This is a genomic window from Nocardia aurantia (assembly GCF_009604425.1).
Taxonomy (GTDB): domain Bacteria; phylum Actinomycetota; class Actinomycetes; order Mycobacteriales; family Mycobacteriaceae; genus Nocardia; species Nocardia aurantia.
This window is the reverse complement of record NZ_WEGI01000013.1, coordinates 1-18411: the sequence shown is the minus strand read 5'-3', so window position 1 is coordinate 18411 and position 18411 is coordinate 1. Positions and strand designations below refer to the sequence as shown.

15 protein-coding genes, 1 rRNA gene and 1 riboswitch are annotated in these 18411 nt (G+C 68.1%); of the genes, 5 read left to right on the top strand and 11 right to left on the bottom strand.

The window, feature by feature from the left end:
- Positions 1-77 precede the first annotated feature (77 nt).
- Entirely contained in the window at positions 78-476 is a 399-nt protein-coding gene (locus NRB56_RS28310) for a winged helix-turn-helix transcriptional regulator (protein WP_153347412.1), read from the top strand.
- Positions 477-577: 101 nt separating this feature from the next.
- Positions 578-2305, top strand: a complete 1728-nt coding sequence (locus NRB56_RS28305; RefSeq protein ID WP_227838421.1) for an ATP-binding protein — start codon at positions 578-580, stop codon at positions 2303-2305.
- Between the two features lie 98 nt (positions 2306-2403).
- Here NRB56_RS28305 and NRB56_RS28300 read toward each other — a convergent pair whose 3' ends face one another.
- Positions 2404-3273 carry a hypothetical protein gene (locus NRB56_RS28300; protein ID WP_153347411.1) on the bottom strand — a complete coding sequence of 290 codons (870 nt, stop codon included), beginning with the start codon at positions 3271-3273 and terminating at the stop codon, positions 2404-2406.
- A 117-nt stretch (positions 3274-3390) separates the two neighbouring features.
- Here NRB56_RS28300 and sigI point away from each other — a divergent pair, with 117 nt between their 5' ends.
- A complete protein-coding gene (gene sigI / locus NRB56_RS28295; RefSeq protein WP_153347410.1) occupies positions 3391-4242 on the top strand; it encodes an RNA polymerase sigma factor SigI in 852 nt (283 codons plus the stop codon).
- A 51-nt stretch (positions 4243-4293) separates the two neighbouring features.
- Here the strand turns inward: sigI and lpdA are convergent, their stop codons facing one another.
- On the bottom strand, positions 4294-5697 hold the full coding sequence (gene lpdA / locus NRB56_RS28290; RefSeq protein WP_319943656.1) for a dihydrolipoyl dehydrogenase: 1404 nt from the start codon (positions 5695-5697) through the stop codon (positions 4294-4296).
- Positions 5698-5818: 121 nt separating this feature from the next.
- Between lpdA and NRB56_RS28285 the strand changes: the two genes are divergently transcribed.
- A complete protein-coding gene (locus NRB56_RS28285; RefSeq protein WP_153347408.1) occupies positions 5819-7906 on the top strand; it encodes a prolyl oligopeptidase family serine peptidase in 2088 nt (695 codons plus the stop codon).
- A 13-nt stretch (positions 7907-7919) separates the two neighbouring features.
- On the opposite strand, the gene NRB56_RS28280 is transcribed toward NRB56_RS28285, so the two are convergent.
- The 5 genes from NRB56_RS28280 to NRB56_RS28260 form a co-directional block, all read right to left on the bottom strand.
- Positions 7920-8780: an alpha/beta hydrolase family protein gene (locus NRB56_RS28280; RefSeq protein WP_153347407.1), complete on the bottom strand. Its 861-nt coding sequence runs from the start codon at positions 8778-8780 to the stop codon at positions 7920-7922.
- 120 nt (positions 8781-8900) lie between these two features.
- Complete coding sequence (locus NRB56_RS28275; protein WP_153347406.1) at positions 8901-11141, bottom strand: NAD-binding protein; 2241 nt, start codon at positions 11139-11141, stop codon at positions 8901-8903.
- 21 nt (positions 11142-11162) lie between these two features.
- On the bottom strand, positions 11163-11795 hold the full coding sequence (locus tag NRB56_RS28270; RefSeq protein ID WP_227838420.1) for a TetR/AcrR family transcriptional regulator: 633 nt from the start codon (positions 11793-11795) through the stop codon (positions 11163-11165).
- A 421-nt stretch (positions 11796-12216) separates the two neighbouring features.
- On the bottom strand, positions 12217-13008 hold the full coding sequence (locus NRB56_RS28265) for an HAD-IIA family hydrolase (protein WP_153347405.1): 792 nt from the start codon (positions 13006-13008) through the stop codon (positions 12217-12219).
- A gap of 61 nt (positions 13009-13069) precedes the next feature.
- Entirely contained in the window at positions 13070-14104 is a 1035-nt protein-coding gene (locus NRB56_RS28260) for a putative FMN-dependent luciferase-like monooxygenase (protein WP_319943655.1), read from the bottom strand.
- A gap of 298 nt (positions 14105-14402) precedes the next feature.
- On the opposite strand from NRB56_RS28260, the gene NRB56_RS28255 reads away from it, so the two are divergent.
- On the top strand, positions 14403-14945 hold the full coding sequence (locus NRB56_RS28255; RefSeq protein WP_153347404.1) for an SLOG cluster 4 domain-containing protein: 543 nt from the start codon (positions 14403-14405) through the stop codon (positions 14943-14945).
- Here the strand turns inward: NRB56_RS28255 and NRB56_RS28250 are convergent.
- The 4 genes from NRB56_RS28250 to rrf all read right to left on the bottom strand — a co-directional run bounded on the left by NRB56_RS28250 (position 14939) and on the right by rrf (position 18405).
- Positions 14939-15322, bottom strand: a complete 384-nt coding sequence (locus tag NRB56_RS28250) for a hypothetical protein (RefSeq protein ID WP_153347403.1) — start codon at positions 15320-15322, stop codon at positions 14939-14941. The two genes, NRB56_RS28255 and NRB56_RS28250, sit on opposite strands and share 7 nt — an antisense overlap.
- A 95-nt stretch (positions 15323-15417) precedes the next feature.
- Positions 15418-16824, bottom strand: coding sequence for a glycine hydroxymethyltransferase (locus NRB56_RS28245; protein WP_319943654.1), 1407 nt, complete (start codon positions 16822-16824; stop codon positions 15418-15420).
- Between the two features lie 16 nt (positions 16825-16840).
- Positions 16841-16924: riboswitch (ZMP/ZTP riboswitch) on the bottom strand.
- Between the two features lie 102 nt (positions 16925-17026).
- Positions 17027-17986: an NAD(P)H-dependent flavin oxidoreductase gene (locus tag NRB56_RS28240; RefSeq protein ID WP_319943653.1), complete on the bottom strand. Its 960-nt coding sequence runs from the start codon at positions 17984-17986 to the stop codon at positions 17027-17029.
- Positions 17987-18288: 302 nt separating this feature from the next.
- Positions 18289-18405: ribosomal RNA gene (gene rrf, locus NRB56_RS28235) — 5S ribosomal RNA — on the bottom strand.
- Between the last annotated feature and the right edge of the window lie 6 nt (positions 18406-18411).

The window sequence follows — 18411 nt, the reverse complement described above, 5'->3', positions numbered from 1 at the left end:
ATACCGAACATCTGGCACTAACTATTAGTAAGTACTACAGATTCCCGCAGAACAAAGCAATAGGTAGCATCACTCCCATGGACAACGGGCACGACACCGCGGCGGAGTGCGCCGACCCGGGGTTGGAAGCCGACGTCTTCGCACGTAACTGCACCTCCCGCCCGGTTCTGCAGAACGTCGCGAGCCGCTGGGGAGTCCTCGCCCTGGTCGCACTCCTGGACGGCCCCTACCGCTTCAGCGCGCTGCGCCGCCGCGTCGACGGCGTCAGCGAACGCATGCTCTCCCAGACGTTGCAGACCCTCGAACGCGACGGCATGGTGCACCGCGAGGTCCAGCAGGCCATCCCGCCGCACGTCGAGTACACGCTGACCGACCTCGGAACCGAAGTGGCGCAACGCCTCGACGCCCTGATCCACGTCCTGGAATCCAACATGGACACGATCCGCGCCGCCCAATCCGCCTACCACCGCGACTGACCCGGCCACCCCGCTCGACTCTATCATCGGACTCTATCAATCGTGTGTCAGAGTGATAGAGTCTCGCGATAGAGTGAGAGAGTGCATCGACAGGGAGGGCGATGGAAACGGCCGCGCTGGTCACACTGATGCGGAAGATCGGCGGCGACCTGACCGAGGTCGAAGTGAAGTCCGCCGCAGGGGGGCTACCGAAGAACATCGCCGAGACCCTGAGCGCTTTCGCGAACGGAAATGGCGGGTTGATCCTGCTGGGCCTCGCCGAACAGGACGGCTTCACTCCCGCACCGGGATTCGACGCTGAGTCCATCCGCACCGCGCTCGCAGGCGCCTGCTCCGACCTCATGGATCCGCCTCTGCGGGTCCGGATCGATATAGAGGAATTCGAGGGCGCGCTGATCGTCGCCACCCAGATCCCCGAGCTCGACCCCGTGGATAAACCGTGTTTCGTCAAGGCGCGCGGCCATTACCAGGGCTCCTTCATCCGCAGCGGCGACGGCGACCGAAAACTCAGCCACTACGAGGTCACGCAACTACTGTCCAACCGAACACAACCGATCCATGACCTCGAACCGATCACCGATGCCGCACGCGCGGATCTGGACGACGATCTCGTAGCGCGTGTGGTCCGTCGCGCCAAGCAACGCCAACCGCGTGCGTTCGGGCACCTGGACATCGACGAGGCACTGATCCGGCTGAACGCGCTGACTATTGTCGGCGGTGTTGTGCGGCCCACTCTGAGCGGCCTGCTGTGTCTGGGAAGTTATCCACAGCAATTCTTCCCTCAGCTGTTCATCTCCGTGGTGGCGCTTCCCGGCTCGGAGATCGGCGAATTGTCCGCCGGCGGTGCCCGTTTCCTCGACAACGTCAGCCTCGACGGGCCGATACCGGTCATGCTGGCCGACGCGTCGGCAGCGCTGCAACGCAACATGCGTAAAGCAGCGGTGATCAACGGATTGTTCCGGGAAGATCGTTACGACTATCCCTTGGATGTCCTCCGTGAGCTGATCGTCAACGCCCTGATGCACCGCGACTACAGCCCGGGTGCGCGAGGCACACAGATCCAGATCGAGCTGTACCGCGATCGTCTCGTCGTCAAGAGTCCGGGTGGGTTGTACGGCAATGTGATCGGCCCGCTGCTCGGAACCGGCGAACAATCCTGCTCCTCGAGGAATGCCGCCCTGGCGAAATTGCTGTCGGATCTCCCCGCCGACACCACGGGTGATCACGCCGTCAGCGAGAATCGCGGCTCGGGATTGCCCACTGTCATGGCGACCTTGAGGCGGGCGGGCATGAGCCCAGCCGCATTCGACGTGGCACCCGGTCACGTTCATGTCACAGTTCCTCGGCATGCGCTGCTCGATATCGACACGATCGAATGGATCGGAAGTCTGGGTCTGGACGGCCTCACCGAGAAACAGCATCTCGCGCTGGCGATGATGCGCAGCACCGGACGGGTCACGAATGCGATGCTGCAAGCCTGGGGGATGGATCGCACTACCGCGAGATCCGCACTGAAGGATCTCGTCGACCGCGGTGTCGCCACCGCCACCGGTGGTCGTCGATATGCGAATTACCAGCTGACGGTCCCGACCGAGACCGCCCGGCCCGATCGACGATCGGAACCGGACTCGGCATCCGGAACCGACAACGACTTCGATGCGATCGTTCAGGCCATCCGAGCCGGGCACAATACGGCGAGATCGCTGGAAACCGCACTGGGTATGGGCTACCAGACCGTGCTGCGGCGTCTGCGAAAGTTGGTCGATGCCGGTGTGGTGGAACGGGAATTCGCTCGCAACAGCTCGCGCCAGCAATACCGTTTGCTCTGACCCGCACCCGATCGCTCGAACGGCGCAGTGCCTGTCGGCTCGATCCGCACCGCCCGTTCCACCCCACCGCGAGCGGCTCGCGCGCAGCGGCCGGCCGCTCACGGCTGCCGGGTCAGCTCACCGGTCGTGAGCGAGAAGTGGGAGCCGTCGGCGGCCACCCCGGCGGTGATCGTGTTCTGCCGGTGCCCGTCGGCGGCGGCCGACCAGAAGGTGCGGGTGACGCCGCCGCAGGACTGGGTCGGTGGGTCGAGTTCGGCGGTGTTGCCGTGCGCGTCGAAGGTCCAGTCACAGCCGTCCGGGGTGCGGGCGACGAGCGTGTCGCCGGGTCCGGGGCGGAATTCGAGGGTGCCGGTCACCGGGGTCGGCACGGTGACCGGGGTCGCACCGGTGACCTGGGCCAGGTTGATCAGGCGCGGCGCGTCGACCGGATCGAAGAGCCAGGTGCCGGCGAAGGCGCGGACGGTATCGTCGCGCCGGCCCGCGGCGGCGCGGGTGCGGCGGCCGTCGGCGAGCTCGAACGAGAAGGTCGCGCCGCCCTGATAGCTGTTGGCGTGCATGGTTTCTCGCTCGTGGTCACCGTCGGTCTCGACGCGCCAGCGGTCGATGTTGTACTCGGAATCGATGATGTGGTTGAAGCAGTGCTGGTCGGTGGTGGCCAATTCCATTGCCGCACCGTCGATCCGGAACCGCCAGGTGCAGCCCTGATCGGTGTGGCCGAGGATCTCACCGTTGTCGCCGTGGCTGAACACCACGGTCCCGATCTGCGGGAAGGTCGCCGGAAAACCGCCGAGGTCGAGGGTGGCGATATCGGTCATGGTGGCCCGGTCGGGCTGGTCGTAGTTCCAGACGCCGAGGTAGGGGGCGGCCGGGTCGGGGTCGGCGGTGGCGGCGCCGGGTGCGGCGAGGGCCAGCGCGACGGCGGCGACGGCGAGACGGACGATCGAACGGATCTGTGTGGTGTGGGTCATGTACACAGGACGAGAACGAGGAACCGGAAGTTACCGTGATTGTTCCGGTCCTCGCGGAGACTGTTCCCGGGCTCGCCGAGTGGTAACTTTCCGGCCCGCCGTCTCGTCCTGAACCATATGGACATGTCCCGCGAATTCACCGACACCTGGCGGGCCCACCGCATCCACCTCGTGGACCTGGCCTTCCGCATCCTCGGCGATATCGGTGCCGCCGAGGACGCGGTACAGGAGGCCTTCACCCGGCTGGCTCAGGCGCACGACATCGAGGACGAACGCGCCTGGCTGACCGTGGTGACCGGCCGGCTGTGCCTGGATCAGCTGCGCAGCGCGTGGCACCGGCACGAGAAACCCGCGGACCCGGCCGATCTCACCGCCGCCCTGCCGCTGCTGCCGGCACCGGTGCCGGATCCGGCCGACCGCGTCACCCTCGACGAGGAGGTCCAGCTCGCCCTGCTGGTGTTGTTGCAGCGGCTCGGGCCGGCCGAGCGGGTGGCCTTCATCCTGCACGACGTGTTCGGGCAGCCGTTCGAGCTGATCGCCGACACCCTCGGCCGGCCCGAGGGCACCTGCCGGCAACTGGCCCGGCGGGCCCGCGGCAAGATCTCGGACGCCGATCGGATATCGAAAGCCGTTGCCGCCGAACAGCATCGAGCTGTCACGGAACGTTTCATCGCCGCCTGCACCGGCGGCGACCTGGACGCGCTGGTCGCCGTCCTGCATCCCGACGCGTGGGGTCGCGCCTCGTTCGCCGCCGGCATCGGCCTGGAGCCGGTGGTCAGCCACGGCCCGCACGAGGTCGCGACGACCCTGCTGCCCTTCTACGGTCCCGACGTCACGATGGTGACCCACCCGCACAGCGACCGGCCCGCCGTCCTGGCCTACCGCGACCGCAGGTTGTTCGCCGTGCTGGTCCTCACCATCGCCGAGGAGCGGATCCTGCGTATCGAAGCGACCGTCGACCCCGCCTGAACGCGAACGCCCCGGGACGAACCGTCCCGGGGCGCCTCGGTGTTCCCGCGATCAGAAGTTGATCATGTGCCCGGCCAGACCGTGGATGGCCTCCTGCAGGGCCTCGCTCAGGGTCGGGTGGGTGTGGACGTTGCGGGCCAGCTCGTTGACCGTCAGGTCCCACTTCTGGGCCAGGGTCAGCTCGGGCAGCAGCTCCGAGACGTCGGGGCCGATCAGGTGCCCGCCGAGCAGTTCGCCGTACTTGGCGTCGGAGATCAGCTTCACGAAACCGGTCGCGTCGCCGAGGCCGTGCGCCTTGCCGTTGGCGGTGAACGGGAAGTTCGCGACCTTCACGTCGTAGCCCTCGTTGCGGGCCTGCTCCTCGGTGAGACCGAAGCTCGCGACCTGCGGCTGGCAGAAGGTGGCGCGCGGCATCATCCGATAGTCGCCCAGCGCCATCGTCTCCGCGCCCGCGATGGACTCGGCGGCCACCACGCCCTGCGCCTCGGCGACGTGCGCCAGCTGCAGTTTCGCGGTGACGTCGCCGATGGCGAAGATGTGCGGCACGTTGGTGCGCATGTAGTCGTCGATGGCGATGGCGCCGCGCTCGGTGAGCTGCACGCCGGTGGCCTCCAGTCCGTAGCCCTCGACCCGCGGCGCGAAACCGACCGCCTGCAGCACCTTGTCGACGGTGACCGTCTCCACGTTGCCGGACTTGTTGTCCTTGATGCTGACGGTGACCTTGGTGCCGTTGTCCTCGATGGACTGCACCGCGGCACCGGTGCTGATCGTGATGCCCAGCTTCTTGTACGCCTTGGTGATCTCCTTGGAGACGTCGGCGTCCTCGTTCGGCAGCGCGCGGTCGAGGAACTCGACGATCCGCACGTCGACGCCGTAGTTCTTCAGGACGTACCCGAACTCCATACCGATGGCGCCGGCGCCGACGATGAGGATCGAGCCCGGCAGCTCACGGGTGAGGATCTGCTCCTCGTAGGTGACCACGTTCTGCGACAGCGAGGTGCCCGGGAGCAGTTTGGTGATGGTGCCCGTGGCGATGATCACGTTGTCGAAGGTGACAGTCTCGGTGCCGCCCTTGCTCAGGTCGACCGAGAGGGTGTGCGGATCGACGAAGGTGCCCTTCCCGTCGAGCTCGTCGATCTTGTTCTTCTTCATCAGGAAGTGGACGCCCTTGACCCGGCCGTCGGCGACCTTGCGGCTGCGGTCGAACGCGGCGCCGAAGTCGAAGCTCGCCTCCCCGGAGATGCCGAACGTCTTCGCTTCCTTGGTGAAGATATGTGCCAGTTCCGCGTTGCGGAGCAGGGCCTTGGACGGAATGCACCCGACGTTCAGGCACACGCCGCCCCAGTATTTCTGCTCGACGATCGCTGTTCGCAGGCCGAGCTGAGCTGCGCGGATCGCGGCGACGTAACCGCCGGGACCAGCGCCGAGAACGACGACATCGTAGTGGGAAGTCACGGCTTCGAGCCTAACCCCGCCCCGGATCGGACATTCAGCCAACCTCCCCTACCGCGCGGTAGGACGACGCGAGGTGACCGACATGTCACCGGCGTCGGCCCGGTCGGCCACAATGGCAGGCATGACCGGCGTCGACGCGCAACAGACCGATCCATATCTCTGGCTCGAGGAGGTGACCGGGGACCGCGCCCTGGACTGGGCCCGCGCCCACAACGAGGTGGTGGTCGAGCACTTCGCCACCTCGGATCGGTTCTCCGGACTGGAGCATCGCATCCTCGACATGCTCGACACCGACACCCGCATCGCCTACCCGACCCGCCGGGGCAGCCGGCTGTACAACTTCTGGCGCGACGCCGAACATCCCAAAGGACTGTGGCGGCGCACCACATTCGAGGAGTACGCCACCGACGACCCGGCGTGGGAGGTGCTCATCGATCTCGACACGCTGGCCGCCGCCGAGGACGAGAACTGGGTGTGGGGCGGCGCGGCCGTGCTGCGTCCGGAACAGTCGCTGGCGCTGGTCAGCCTGTCCCGCGGCGGCGCCGACGCCAAGGTGATCCGCGAATTCGACATGGCCACCAAGCAGTTCCGGGAGCCGCCGAGCCCGGACGACGACACCGCCGACGGCTTCCACCTGCCCGAGGCGAAATCGCAGCTGCGCTGGATCGACGCCGACAGCGTCTATGTCGGAACCGATTTCGGCCCCGGCTCGCTCACCGATTCCGGCTATCCCCGCATCGTGAAACGCTGGCGCCGCGGCACCCCGCTGGAACAGGCCGAGACCGTGTTCGAGGGCGAGACCGGCGACGTGATGGTGTCCGCCGGATACGACCGGACCCCCGGCTACGAGCGGCATTACGTCGCCCGCGCCACCGACTTCTTCAACGAATCGGTGTACCTGCTCGAGGACGACGGCAGCCTCCGGTTCATCGACGTGCCCAGCGACGCTTCCGAATCCTGGTACAAGGACTGGATGCTGGTGCGGCTCAAGACCTCCTGGACTCCGGAGACGGGCGACGGCACAGCGGTCACCTATCCGGCGGGCGCCCTGCTGGCCATCGGCCTGGAGCGTTTCCTGTCCGGCGCACGGGATTTCGACGTCGTGTTCACCCCCGACGAGCACACCTCGCTGCACGGCTACGGCTGGACCGAGAACTATCTGGTACTCATCACCCTGGAGGACGTGCAGACCAAGCTGTACGTGGTCACCCCGGGCGACTGGCAGCGCTCGCCGCTCGCCGACGCCCCGCCGATGGCCACCACCAGTGTCATGAACCTCGATCCGCTCGAGGGCGGCGACGAATTCATGCTCATCTCCAGCGGTTTCACCACTCCGGGCACCCTGCTGGCCAGTTCGGTCGGCGGCGACACCACCCCGCTGAAGCAGGAGCCGAGCTTCTTCGACGCCGAGGGCATCGTCACCGAACAGTTCTTCGCCACCTCCGACGACGGCACGCAGGTGCCGTATTTCGTGATCCGGCACCGTGATCGCATCGGCACCCCGGGTCCGACGGTGATGTCCGGGTACGGCGGCTTCGAGGTGTCGCGCACCCCGGCCTACAGCGGCGCCTCCGGCATGGGCTGGCTGGAGCGCGGCGGCACCTGGGTGATGACCAACATCCGCGGCGGCGGCGAATACGGTCCGCAGTGGCACACCCAGGCGCAGAAGGCCGAACGCCATCGGGTGTACGAGGACTTCTCCGCCATCGCGAAAGATCTTGTCGCCCGGGGCATCACGACCGCCGCGCAGTTGGGTGCGGTGGGCGGCAGCAACGGCGGCCTGCTGATGGGCGTCATGCTGACCCGGTACCCGGAACTGTTCGGCGCCATCGTCTGTCAGGTCCCTCTGCTGGACATGAAGCGTTATCACCTGCTGCTGGCCGGCGCCTCGTGGATCGCCGAGTACGGCGACCCGGACAAGCCGGAGGAGTGGGAGTACATCAGCAAGTACTCGCCGTACCAGAACACCGACCCGGATCGGGCCTACCCGCCGATCCTGTTCACCACCTCCACCCGCGACGACCGCGTCCACCCCGGCCACGCCCGCAAGATGGCCGCGCTGCTGGAGGAACAGGGGCACACCGTCTGGTACCACGAGAACATCGAGGGCGGCCACGGCGGCGCGGCCGACAACAAGCAGATGGCGTTCCAGGCGGCGCTGATCTACGAGTTCTTCACGCAGAAGCTGCTCGACGAGCAGGCCCGCTGACGGCCCCTCCGCTTCACAGGTCGCGCAACCAGGTCTCCACCCGCGTGACCGTCGACCCCGGATCGGTGATCCATCCGTTGTGCCCCAGCCGATCCGGGTTGTGCCACTTGGTGATCCGGGCCCGGGGCAGCTTCGCCAGCAACTGGTCGGCGGAGGCCCGGGGGGCGAGCTCGTCGCCGCGCAAGGTGATCGACAGCACCGGCAGGGTCAGCCGGCCGATCCGCTCCTCGTAGTCGATGTCCGCGTCGACGGGGACGAATCGGCCGGTCCGGGCCAGCCGGGCCCAGTCGGAGATCAGCACCTTCGACTGCCGGCCGAACCCACCGGCCGTGATCCGATCACCGGGCCAGTACCCGAAGAGGTTGGCCGCCAGCGACACCACCGTCGGCCCCACCACCATCCCCGGCCCGGCGAGCCCCCGATAGCCGCGATGATGCGGGGTTCCGGAGGCGATCAGGATCAGTCCCCCGAGCCGGCCGCGGATCCGCGCCGCGTACATCATCCCCAGCTGACCGCCCAGGCTGTGCCCCAGGAGAATCGGCGTGCTCGCCGGAAACCGGTCCCGGATCGCCTGGAACATCGCCGGGAAATCGACGGCGACCAGCTCGTGATACCCGTACGCGCTCGACGGCCCGGCCGCCGGCCGGCTGTCGCCGTTGCCACGCAATTCCCCGATCGCCACATCGAATCCGCGCCCCGCCAACTCCCGCGCGAAATCGCCGTAATACAACCCCGGCACCCCCAGCCCCGGCATGATCACGACCGCCGCACGCGGTGAATCCGCCGTGATCGGATGCCGATGCGACCCACGCGCGGGCACCATCCGCACGGGAACGGTACTCCCGTCCGGCAACTGGATCGGCACAGTCTCCATGCGCCGCCACGCTACCGGGACGAGCCGCACCCTCTCGGCCCACGACACGGCCGGCTGTGACAACGCCTCACGAGTCCCAGCACCCGACCGACGGTAGGAACGGGCACCAAGGGCGTCGGCCTAGACCACCGGATCAGCCTGTTCGCTCGAACCAGCCACCGTCGGCGGCGTCAAAAGAGATTGCGCTTCGGCAGGTTTCACCACGCCCACCGACTCCGGTCCCGCGAGGGTGGTCGGCTCGACCGACTCGGCGAGCGATTCGGTGCGCGGCGGCTCCCGCACCACCGCGAGCAACTCCGATCCCTGCGCGTGACTCGACCCGATGGACTCGGGCAGCGTCCCGGTATGCGGTGACTCCCTCACCGCGGCCGCGTCGGCAGACACCGATCCCACCACGGCGACAGGCACAACGGAATCGGGCAGCGTCCCGGCGCGCGGCGACTCCATCGCAACAGCCGCGTCGGCAGACACCGTTCCCCCCGGAGCGACGGACGTAACGGACTCGGGCACCAACCCGGTACGCGGTGATTCCCTCACAGCAGCCGCGTCGGCAGACGCCGGTCCCATCACGGCGACAGACGTAACGGAATCGGGCAGCGACCCGGTACGCGGCGACTCCATCGCGGCGACCGGGTCGGCCGGTCCCGGTTCCGCGGTGCTGATCGGTGGGGCCGACTCGGCCGGCAGGTCGAGCGGCTGCTTGCCCGCCGCGCCCGAGTCAGGGAGAGTGCTTGTCGTACAGAGGGTCTGGAGCTCATCGAGGCCGGCTCGGGTGGCGATCGCGATGAGATGGTTGCCGGGGGTGAGGACGGTGTCGGGGGGTGACTGCCAGCTCGGTTCCACGCCGACGGCGCGCTGGACCGCCAGGACCCGGGTGCGGCCGGGCAGGGTGGCCGCGCGCATCGGGCGGCCCGCCAGGGCGGAGCCGGATTCCACCGGGAGTTCGGCGACCAGCAGGGTGGTCCGCTCGATCGTGAGCGTGGCGATCACCCGGCTCTCCACCAGCGCCGCCGCGAATTCCGGCGCGGCCAGCTGGAACACGCTGCGCGCCACGGCCTTCCGCAGACTGCGCTGGACCCGCTCGGCGAGGTCGTCGTCGGACAGCCGGATCACCACCCGCAGGTCGTCGCGGTAGGACTGGCCCAGCATGGCGGCCTCCAGATTCACCGCGTCACTGTTGGTGGCCAGCACCAGGGCCCGCGCACGGGCCACTCCGGCGGCGTGCAGCGAGTCCTCCCACGTGGCCTGGCCGTACACCACCGGTACGCCGAGCGAGCGGGCGAGTTGGGTGCCGCGCGCGTCCTCCTTGTGGTCCAGGGCGACCACCCGGACGCCCAGATCGCTGAGCTGCTCGACGATGCGCATGCCGACGTTGCCCAATCCGGCCACCACCACGTGGTTCTCGTACCGGGACGGGTCCGGGCGGGCCGACGCCGTCAGCTGCGCGCGCAGCACCCCGCCCACGACCAGGGCCGTCACCACCGGTGTCATCGCCAGGCCGATGAAGGTGACGGCCAGCTGCAACGTTTTGAACACCGGGCTCTTCTCCGGCTCCGAACCGGCGGCGCCGGCCGCGTCCAGCAGCGTCTCGTACACCGCTGCGCCCCAACCGGTTCCGGTCACCACCAGCAGACAGCAGCCGAGCGCCACCAGGCACGACATCACCAGCATCAGGCGAATCAGACTGTTGCGCATCAGATAACGGAACACGCCGAGCCAGCGACGACGCCGCTCCGGCGAATACGGCACCCGCGTCGCCAGTGCCAGTGTGCGGTCGGCCGGTTCGCCGGGGCCGACGAGTTCGACACCGTCCGGATTTTCCCGGATCCCGCAGATCACGGGATGAACAGAATCCGTCTCCGATTCGGTGACATAGAGCGTGCGTTCACCCAGCCGCAGATAGGTCACCGCCCGCTCGCCCAGCGCGGCGGCGATGAACGACGGCGCCGCCATTTCCGAGATCGACAGCACCACGCAGTCGGCGAACAATGTTCGGATTCGAAATCCCAGGCCGGTGTTGAACATTCGGATCACCAGCCGGATGCGCGGATTCATCTCGGATGCGCGCAACGCGGTATGGAAATTCTCGACATCGCCGTTGTCCAGCAAGGCCAGCGCACGTGCCTCGGCCACCCCGGCGTCCCGCAACGTGGCCTCGTCCGGCCGGGCGGCGAATACGACGCGCACCCGGTCCAATGCCCGCAACAGCCCGACCCACTCGTGATCCGGTCCGGGAACCACGGCCGTCACGGTGCCCTCGCCGTATCGCTCCAGCAATCGCACAGCCAGCTCGTGGACGAGCGGATTGCCACCGCACAGAACGAAATTCGGTACACCCGCCGCCGTCCCCACCGCTTCCATCCTGGTGATGCTACCGATCACTCAAGCACTGACGGCGCCGATGATCACGCGACGCAGGACCTGCGCCACGTCCGACAACGGCGGCCTGGGATCCGAACCGCTCCAGGCATCGACGACGTAGTTGACCGCACCGATGATCGCGAGCGAGCGCATCTCGTAATCGCCGGAAGGGATCTCACCGTGCCGAGCCGCGTCCTCGGCCGCACCGGCCAGCAAAGCGCCCCAGGCACGGCGCAATTCGAGCCGGAACTTCTCCACCTTGGGGCCCGCGCCGACGACTTCGACCAGCGCTACCCGCGCCTTGCGCGGATCCTGCCCGATCGACTCGATATAGGCCCGCACCGCCGCATCGATGGTCTCGACCGTGGCGCTGTCGGCATGCGCGGCCAGCGCCTGCGACACCGACTCCCGCGATGCCCGGTCGATCTGCTCGTACAACTCCAGCAGCAACGACTCCCGCCCGGTGAACTCCTCGTAGAACTGCCGCGAGGACAGTCCGGCATCTTTGCAGATGGCCCCCACCGAGCTGTTCGCGTAGCCGTCCCGCGCGAACACTGTGAGACCCGACTCCAGAAAACGCGCACGTCGCTGCCGCTGCCGGTCTTCTACGGGCTGTCCGGCGTACATCCTGCCCGTGTTCGTTTCCTGTGACATTGCGCCAGACAATACCGAAGGCCCCGATCCGGTTGTCAGGGATCGGGGCCTTCCTTTCCGGCTTCATGAGACTTCATCATTAGCCGAAAGTTGGCTGTATGACTTAACCTAACGCGGATGAGCCGGTGCCGAGTGCCGTCACCAAGTTGGCCGCTAAGTTGAGCAGGCTGACGATCGCATCCATTACGCACTTCTCTCTTCAGACCATCTGAATGAGATGATCACTAACTGTTTGCCACGCACACGCTACTTGCATACCTTCGACAAGGGAAGACCTTTTTTAATAATTCTCATAGTTTTTATTCGCGCGACATTGCACAAGCGCCCGATCGATCCACAGGATGCCCGTCGGCGCGCGTTCATCACACGACAAGAAGAATGATTGAGAGGAATTTCATAGACTAATTTCCGCGATTCGGGTTTACGCCGATGCATCGGGTATGCCCGCGAGTACGTCCGGCAGATCCGCGATCGAGTCGACGACATGGTCCGGCGGCGTCGACGCACCCACCAGCACGGCAGCGCGGAACTTCCCGGTCCGCACCAGCACGCCTGTCATCCCGATCCGTTGTGCCGCAAGAACATCCGAGTACAGATCGTCACCGACCATCACGAGATCGGTGGGCGGGCTGCCGATCAGCTCCGCGCAGGTGCGGAATCCGGTACCGGACGGCTTGCCCACCACCGTGATTCGCGCCCGCCCCGCCGCCTCCAGGCCCGGCAGATAGACACCGGTGTCGATCCGCAGCCCGTCGCCGGTGGCCCAGGTCGTCCCGCCCTGCATGGCGACCACGGGAACACCGTCCAGCATCAGCTCCACCACCCGGCTGAGGGCACGGTGGGTGAATTCCTCCCCGGCGCCACCGAGCACCACCACCTCCGGACGATCGTCGTCGCGCGATATTCCGGCCAGGTCCGCCTCGACATCGCCATGATTGAGCACCCAGGCCCGCGCCCCCGGATGCTCCACTCGCAGATAGGCGGCGGTCAGCCGGGCCGCGGTGACGATCTCCTCGTCCTCGACCTCGATCCCCGCCGCCCGCAACCGCTCCGCGATCCCCGCACAGGTGACCGAGGTGGTGTTCGTGAGAAAGGCCCGGCGCAGCCCGGCGGCCCGGATCCGGCGCAGCGTGGCGGCGGCCCCGGGAATCTCCCGCCAGGAGGTCACCAGCACTCCGTCGATGTCGTACAGGACGCCCGCCACACCCGGCATGCCCCGAGACTACCCGCGCCGGACCGGGCGGGATCGTGCCCGCGGCGGTCGTTCCCGGCAGCTACCTTCGCGCTTGCGACGCCGGCGCCCGGCCGCCGAGCCGCGGGACGACCTCGGTCGCGAACAGCTCGATCGAACGCAGCGTCTCCGCGTGACCCGGATCGACCGGATGCACCTGGATCATCAGTTCGGTGGCCCGGCTCAGCACGGTGTCCGCGGCCAGTTGCTCCGCGACGTCGTCCGGGGTACCGACCCAGCAGTCGCGCAACACCTCGGCAACGGTGTCGGCCCGCTCCGGACCGCCACCGTTGCGGCGCTGCCAGGCGAGGTGCCGGGCGGCGCCCCGCTCGGCCAGTGTCCGCGCCGACGCGCGGTCGTCGGCTACGAACACGCCACGCGACGCCCCGATCCGCGGGACGGCGCCGGCGGGCAGCGCGGCGAGATACGCGTCCACCATCGGCTCCTGGAGTTGCCGGAGCGTGGCGCCGGGCGAATCAGCCGCCCGCGGCTGCGACTTCGACAGCAGCAGACCGTCCCCGGCGGCGCCGGCCCGCTCGGCGCCGGACACCGAGAACGTCGCCTGCCACAGCCGCCGCGGCAACGTGCCGCCGGGCGGATTCAGCCGCCGGTCACCCAGCAGCGGCGCGCCCGACAGCGCGGCCCGCAGCCGATCCAGCTTCTCGGCATACACCCGCTGCCGCTGGGGTCCGGGCACCCCGAACAGATCGAACGCGTGCCCCGAGCCACCGGCGCCGAAGCCGAGTTCGAGCCGGCCGCCGGCCAGGGTGTCCAGCACGGACGCGTCCTCGGCCACCCGGATCGGGTCCTCCAGCGCCAGCGTGACGATCGCCGTACCCAGCCGCAGCCGCGGGAACCGGGCCGCGACGTGCGCGAGGAACACCAGGGGCGAGGGCAGGCCGCCCTCGTCCGGCTCCAGATGGTGTTGCGCCACCCAGGCCGTCTCGAAGCCGAGCCGCTCGGCGGCCGCGATCTGCTCCAGCGCATGCCGGAAGACCGTCGCCGCGTCCTCGTCGGCCGGGGAACGTACGAGCCGGGTGAACAGGCCCAGACGCTCGGGAATCCGTGCGGAGGTCACTGCACCGCCTTTCGGACGGGCGTCGCGAACGGCCGGATTCTCGATCAATTCGGACGCGGTACCGCGCAGGACGATCCCCGCGGCGCGTCACTCGGGGTGCGCGACCGAGCTCGGCCTGCTTGTTCGTCGATCAGGATAGCCAGACGTATCGGACCGGTTGGTCCCGGTCGGTCGTTGGTCGGCGCGATCGAGTTCCAGGTGCGTGGAATTACGCGCGCCGACGACCGGCGGGCCGGGCACCGACGCCCGGCAAACCGGCCTCGGGCCACGGATTCCGGGCGGCTCCGGTCTCGTTAGGATGACCGCCGTGCCCACCGGACCGTCCGTACCCGACCCGTCCCGGCCGGCGCCGCAGATCGCGGTCTGCGGCCCCCGCGACTGCACCGAGCCGGAGGCCGCCGCCGCCCGCGAGGCCGGTCGGCTACTGGCGCGGGCGGGCGCGGTGACGCTCTGCGGCGGTGGTTCCGGCGTCACGGCCGCGGTGGCCGAAGGCGCTTCCGGCGCAGGCGGTTTCGTTGTCGGCATCCGCCCCGACACCGACCGGGCAGCAGTGTGCGCGGGACTGTCCGCCGTGGTCTACACGAATATGGGCGAGGCCCGCAACGCGATCCTGGTCGCGTCGGCGGACGCGGTGATAGTGATCGGCGGATCCTGGGGCACCCTTTCGGAACTCGCGCTCGCCCGGCATCGGGATCTCCCGGTGATCACGCTGGGCGGCTGGTCGATCGTGGACGCCGACGGTGCTCCCGTCGCCACCGCTCACGCGGCGAGGACCGCGGCCGAGGCGGTCGAGTTCGCGCTCGCCGCCTCCGCCGCTCGGCTCGGCAATCGAAATCAGTAGTCGCACAACTCGATCCAGCCACCGGCAACGGGGCCTCCGACATCCCGCATGTACAGGCCCGCGCCCGAGACGTAGGGCACCGCCAACTCCAGGACACCGGCCCGATAGACAGCCCACTTGTTGTCGGCGCTCCGCAGCAGCGTCGCCTGCTCCCCGCCTTCCAGGAATCCGCTGAAACTGAAGCTGTGGCTTTCGCTTTCGATCACGCCGCGGTCGACGTAGGCGTATTGGTAGGTGTAGGCGTAGAAGTAGCCCCAGTCGTCCAGGGTTTCGGAACAGCTTCCGGAGGTCGAGGACGAGAACGACGCTTGCGCCGTCCCCGTCGACGCCCCCCACACGACAGCCAGCGACATCGCGGCCAGCAGTATCTTCCGCATAGCCGGAATGCTAGGGGCACAACCTTTTCGGCGACCTTACGATCCGCATAACGCGGCAGCGCCCCGGGACTCCTCGGCAGGGCACGCAGCGACGGTCAGCGCAGATCCAGGCCCGGGTACAGCGGATGCCGGGCGAGCAGTTCGGCCGAGCGGGCTCGCACCCGCTCGGCGACGCCGTCGGCCAGCGTGTAGCGGGCCTTGCCGGTCGGGGTCGTGGCCCGCAGCACGGTATCGAGGAGACCGGCTATCTCGTCCATACCCGTCGCGTCGACACCCCGGGTCGTCAACGCCGGCGTGCCGACGCGAATCCCGGTGGTGTACCAGGCGCCGTTCGGATCACGCGGAATCGCATTGCGATTCGTGACGATACCCGCGTCCAGCAAGGCGGATTCAGCCTGGCGCCCGGTCAACCCGTAACCGGAGACATCGATCAGCACCAGGTGGTTGTCGGTGCCGCCGGTGACCAGTCGAGCGCCCCGACGCAACAGCCCGTCGGCCAGCGCGCGGGCATTGTCGACCACCCGCTGCGCGTAATCCCGGAATTCCGGAACCCGCGCCTCGGCCAGTGCGACCGCTTTCGCCGCCATCACGTGCGGCAGCGGGCCACCGAGCACCATCGGACAGCCTCGGTCCACCTGATCCACCAGACCGGAATCGCACAACACCAGACCACCGCGCGGCCCGCGCAGCGATTTGTGGGTGGTGCTGGTGACGATATGCGCGTGCGGCACCGGATCCTCGTTGCCGGTGAACACCTTCCCGGCCACCAGCCCCGCGAAATGAGCCATGTCCACCATCAGCGTGGCACCCACCTCGTCGGCGATCTCCCGCATGATCGCGAAGTCGACGCGCCGGGGGTAGGCGGAGTAGCCCGCCACCAGGATCAACGGCCGGAACTCCCGGGCCGCCTCCCGCACCGCCGCGTAATCGAGCAGACCGGTCTCGGGGTCCGTACCGTAGCTGCGCTGATCGAACATCTTGCCGGAGATGTTGGGCCGGAACCCGTGAGTGAGGTGCCCACCGGCGTCCAGCGACATACCCAGCATGCGCTGATCGCCGAGTTCCCGTCGCAACGTCGCCCAGTCCGCCTCGGTGAGATCGTTGACCTGCCGCACCCCGGCCTGTTCGAGGGCGGGCACCTCGACCCGCTGCGCCAGCACGGCCCAGAACGCCACCAGATTCGCGTCGATACCCGAATGTGGTTGCACGTAGGCATGTTCCGCACCGAACAGCGCGCGGGCATGTTCCGCCGCGATCGACTCGACCGTGTCGACGTTGCGGCAGCCCGCGTAGAACCGCCGCCCGATCGTCCCTTCGGCGTACTTGTCGGACAGCCAATTACCCATCGCCAGTAGAACCGCGGGCGACGCGTAGTTCTCGCTGGCGATCAGCTTCAGCGACTCGCGCTGGTCGTCGAGTTCCTGCGCGATCGCGTCCGCGATGCGCGGCTCGACCGCGCGGACGACATCCAGACCGGATCGGAACGCTTCGGATTCGGACACCTTCGAGCCTCCTGTCGGTAGAGGCCCAGGCGCGCGGCAAGCACGGGGGCCGCTTCCCGATGGTCGATTCCATCCACAGGCGCCAGTCACGGCCCGGGACCACCATACCGCCGAACGCGTCATCAGGGGCGGCCAGGACCCTTCGCTGACCGGCGAGTCGGCGCCGGGCGTGCCACGGCGAATCTCAGCGGCCGCCGGGAATTCAGCGGCCGATACGTGCCAGCGTTCGTTCCGCTTCGGCGGCGATGGCGGCGACGATATCCGCGGCAGGCTCGATGTCGGCGACGAGGCCGACCGCCTGCCCCGCCCAGACGGGGATCACCGACACGTCGCCGCGCGCGGCCGCCTCTCGATACTCCCGCAGCGCCTCGGGGGAGCCGCGCAGTTCCTCATCGCGATCCCGCCAGCGCTCCAGAAACGCGTTGCGGAGCGTGCGGGCCGGATAGTTCGCGGGCCACGGCGCACCGCGAGCGATATCGAGTGTGCGATTGATCTCGGTATCTTCGCCGTCGGCAGCCAGGAGCGCCTTACCGATCTCCTCGGATACCAGGGCCTCCGGGCTCGCCTGGAAACGAGTGCCGATGAGCGCGCCCGCCGCACCGAGCGCGAGTGCCGCCGCGAGTCCGCGGCCGTCACCGATTCCGCCGGCGGCGAGCACCGGGATCGACCCGGCCAGATCGACCACGGCAGGAACGAAAGACATGGTGCCGATTGCCTTCTCACCGCTGTGCCCGCCCGCGTCGCCACCCTGGGCCACGATCACGTCGGCACCGAGATCGACGGCCCGCCGGGCCTCCTCCCGATCGGTCACCTGGAGGACCAGGAGCACGCCTGCCTCCCGCACCGGATCTGCGAACGGGGTGGGATCCCCGAACGACAGCATCACCGCCGCCGGTTCGTAGGACAGCGCGTCGGCGATGGCGGCCTCGGTGATCGCCCACGTCAGATATCCGATACCCCAGGGCTTCTCGGTCGCGGCACGAGCGATTCCGGCCTCGCGGCGCAACCATTCGCGGTCCCCGCGGCCGGCGCCGATCATGCCGAGCCCACCACCCTCGGAAACCGCGGCGGCCAATGCGCCGCCCGCCTCGCCGCCCATGGGGGCAGACACGATGGGATACCGGAGGCCGAGCTTCTCGGTGAAAACAGTCCGCAAGGTCACTCCTCGATTCTCCCGCCAGGCTCGTAAGAAGCGATCGCGGGGAGTCGAGTTTCTTATGAAGAAGCGACACAGATGTTTTGATATCTGTTGTCGTCGAATTGCACTGTGGACGCGAAAGACGGTTCCCGGCCGCGATGCGCTGGGAGCCGCCGGTACAGGTAACGGCCGCCGGCACACGTGCCGGCGGCCGTTCGTGTCTCCTCGTGGAACGAGTGAAGGAGACCCATCACTGGGTCCCCCTCGTCTACACGTGAAAAGCCGTGAGGGGGACCCGATCTCGGGTCCCCCTCACGGGAAATATGTTCCGGCGGTGTCCTACTCTCCCACACCCTGGCGAGTGCAGTACCATCGGCGCTGGCAGGCTTAGCTTCCGGGTTCGGAATGGGACCGGGCGTTTCCCCACCGCTATAACCGCCGTAACTCTA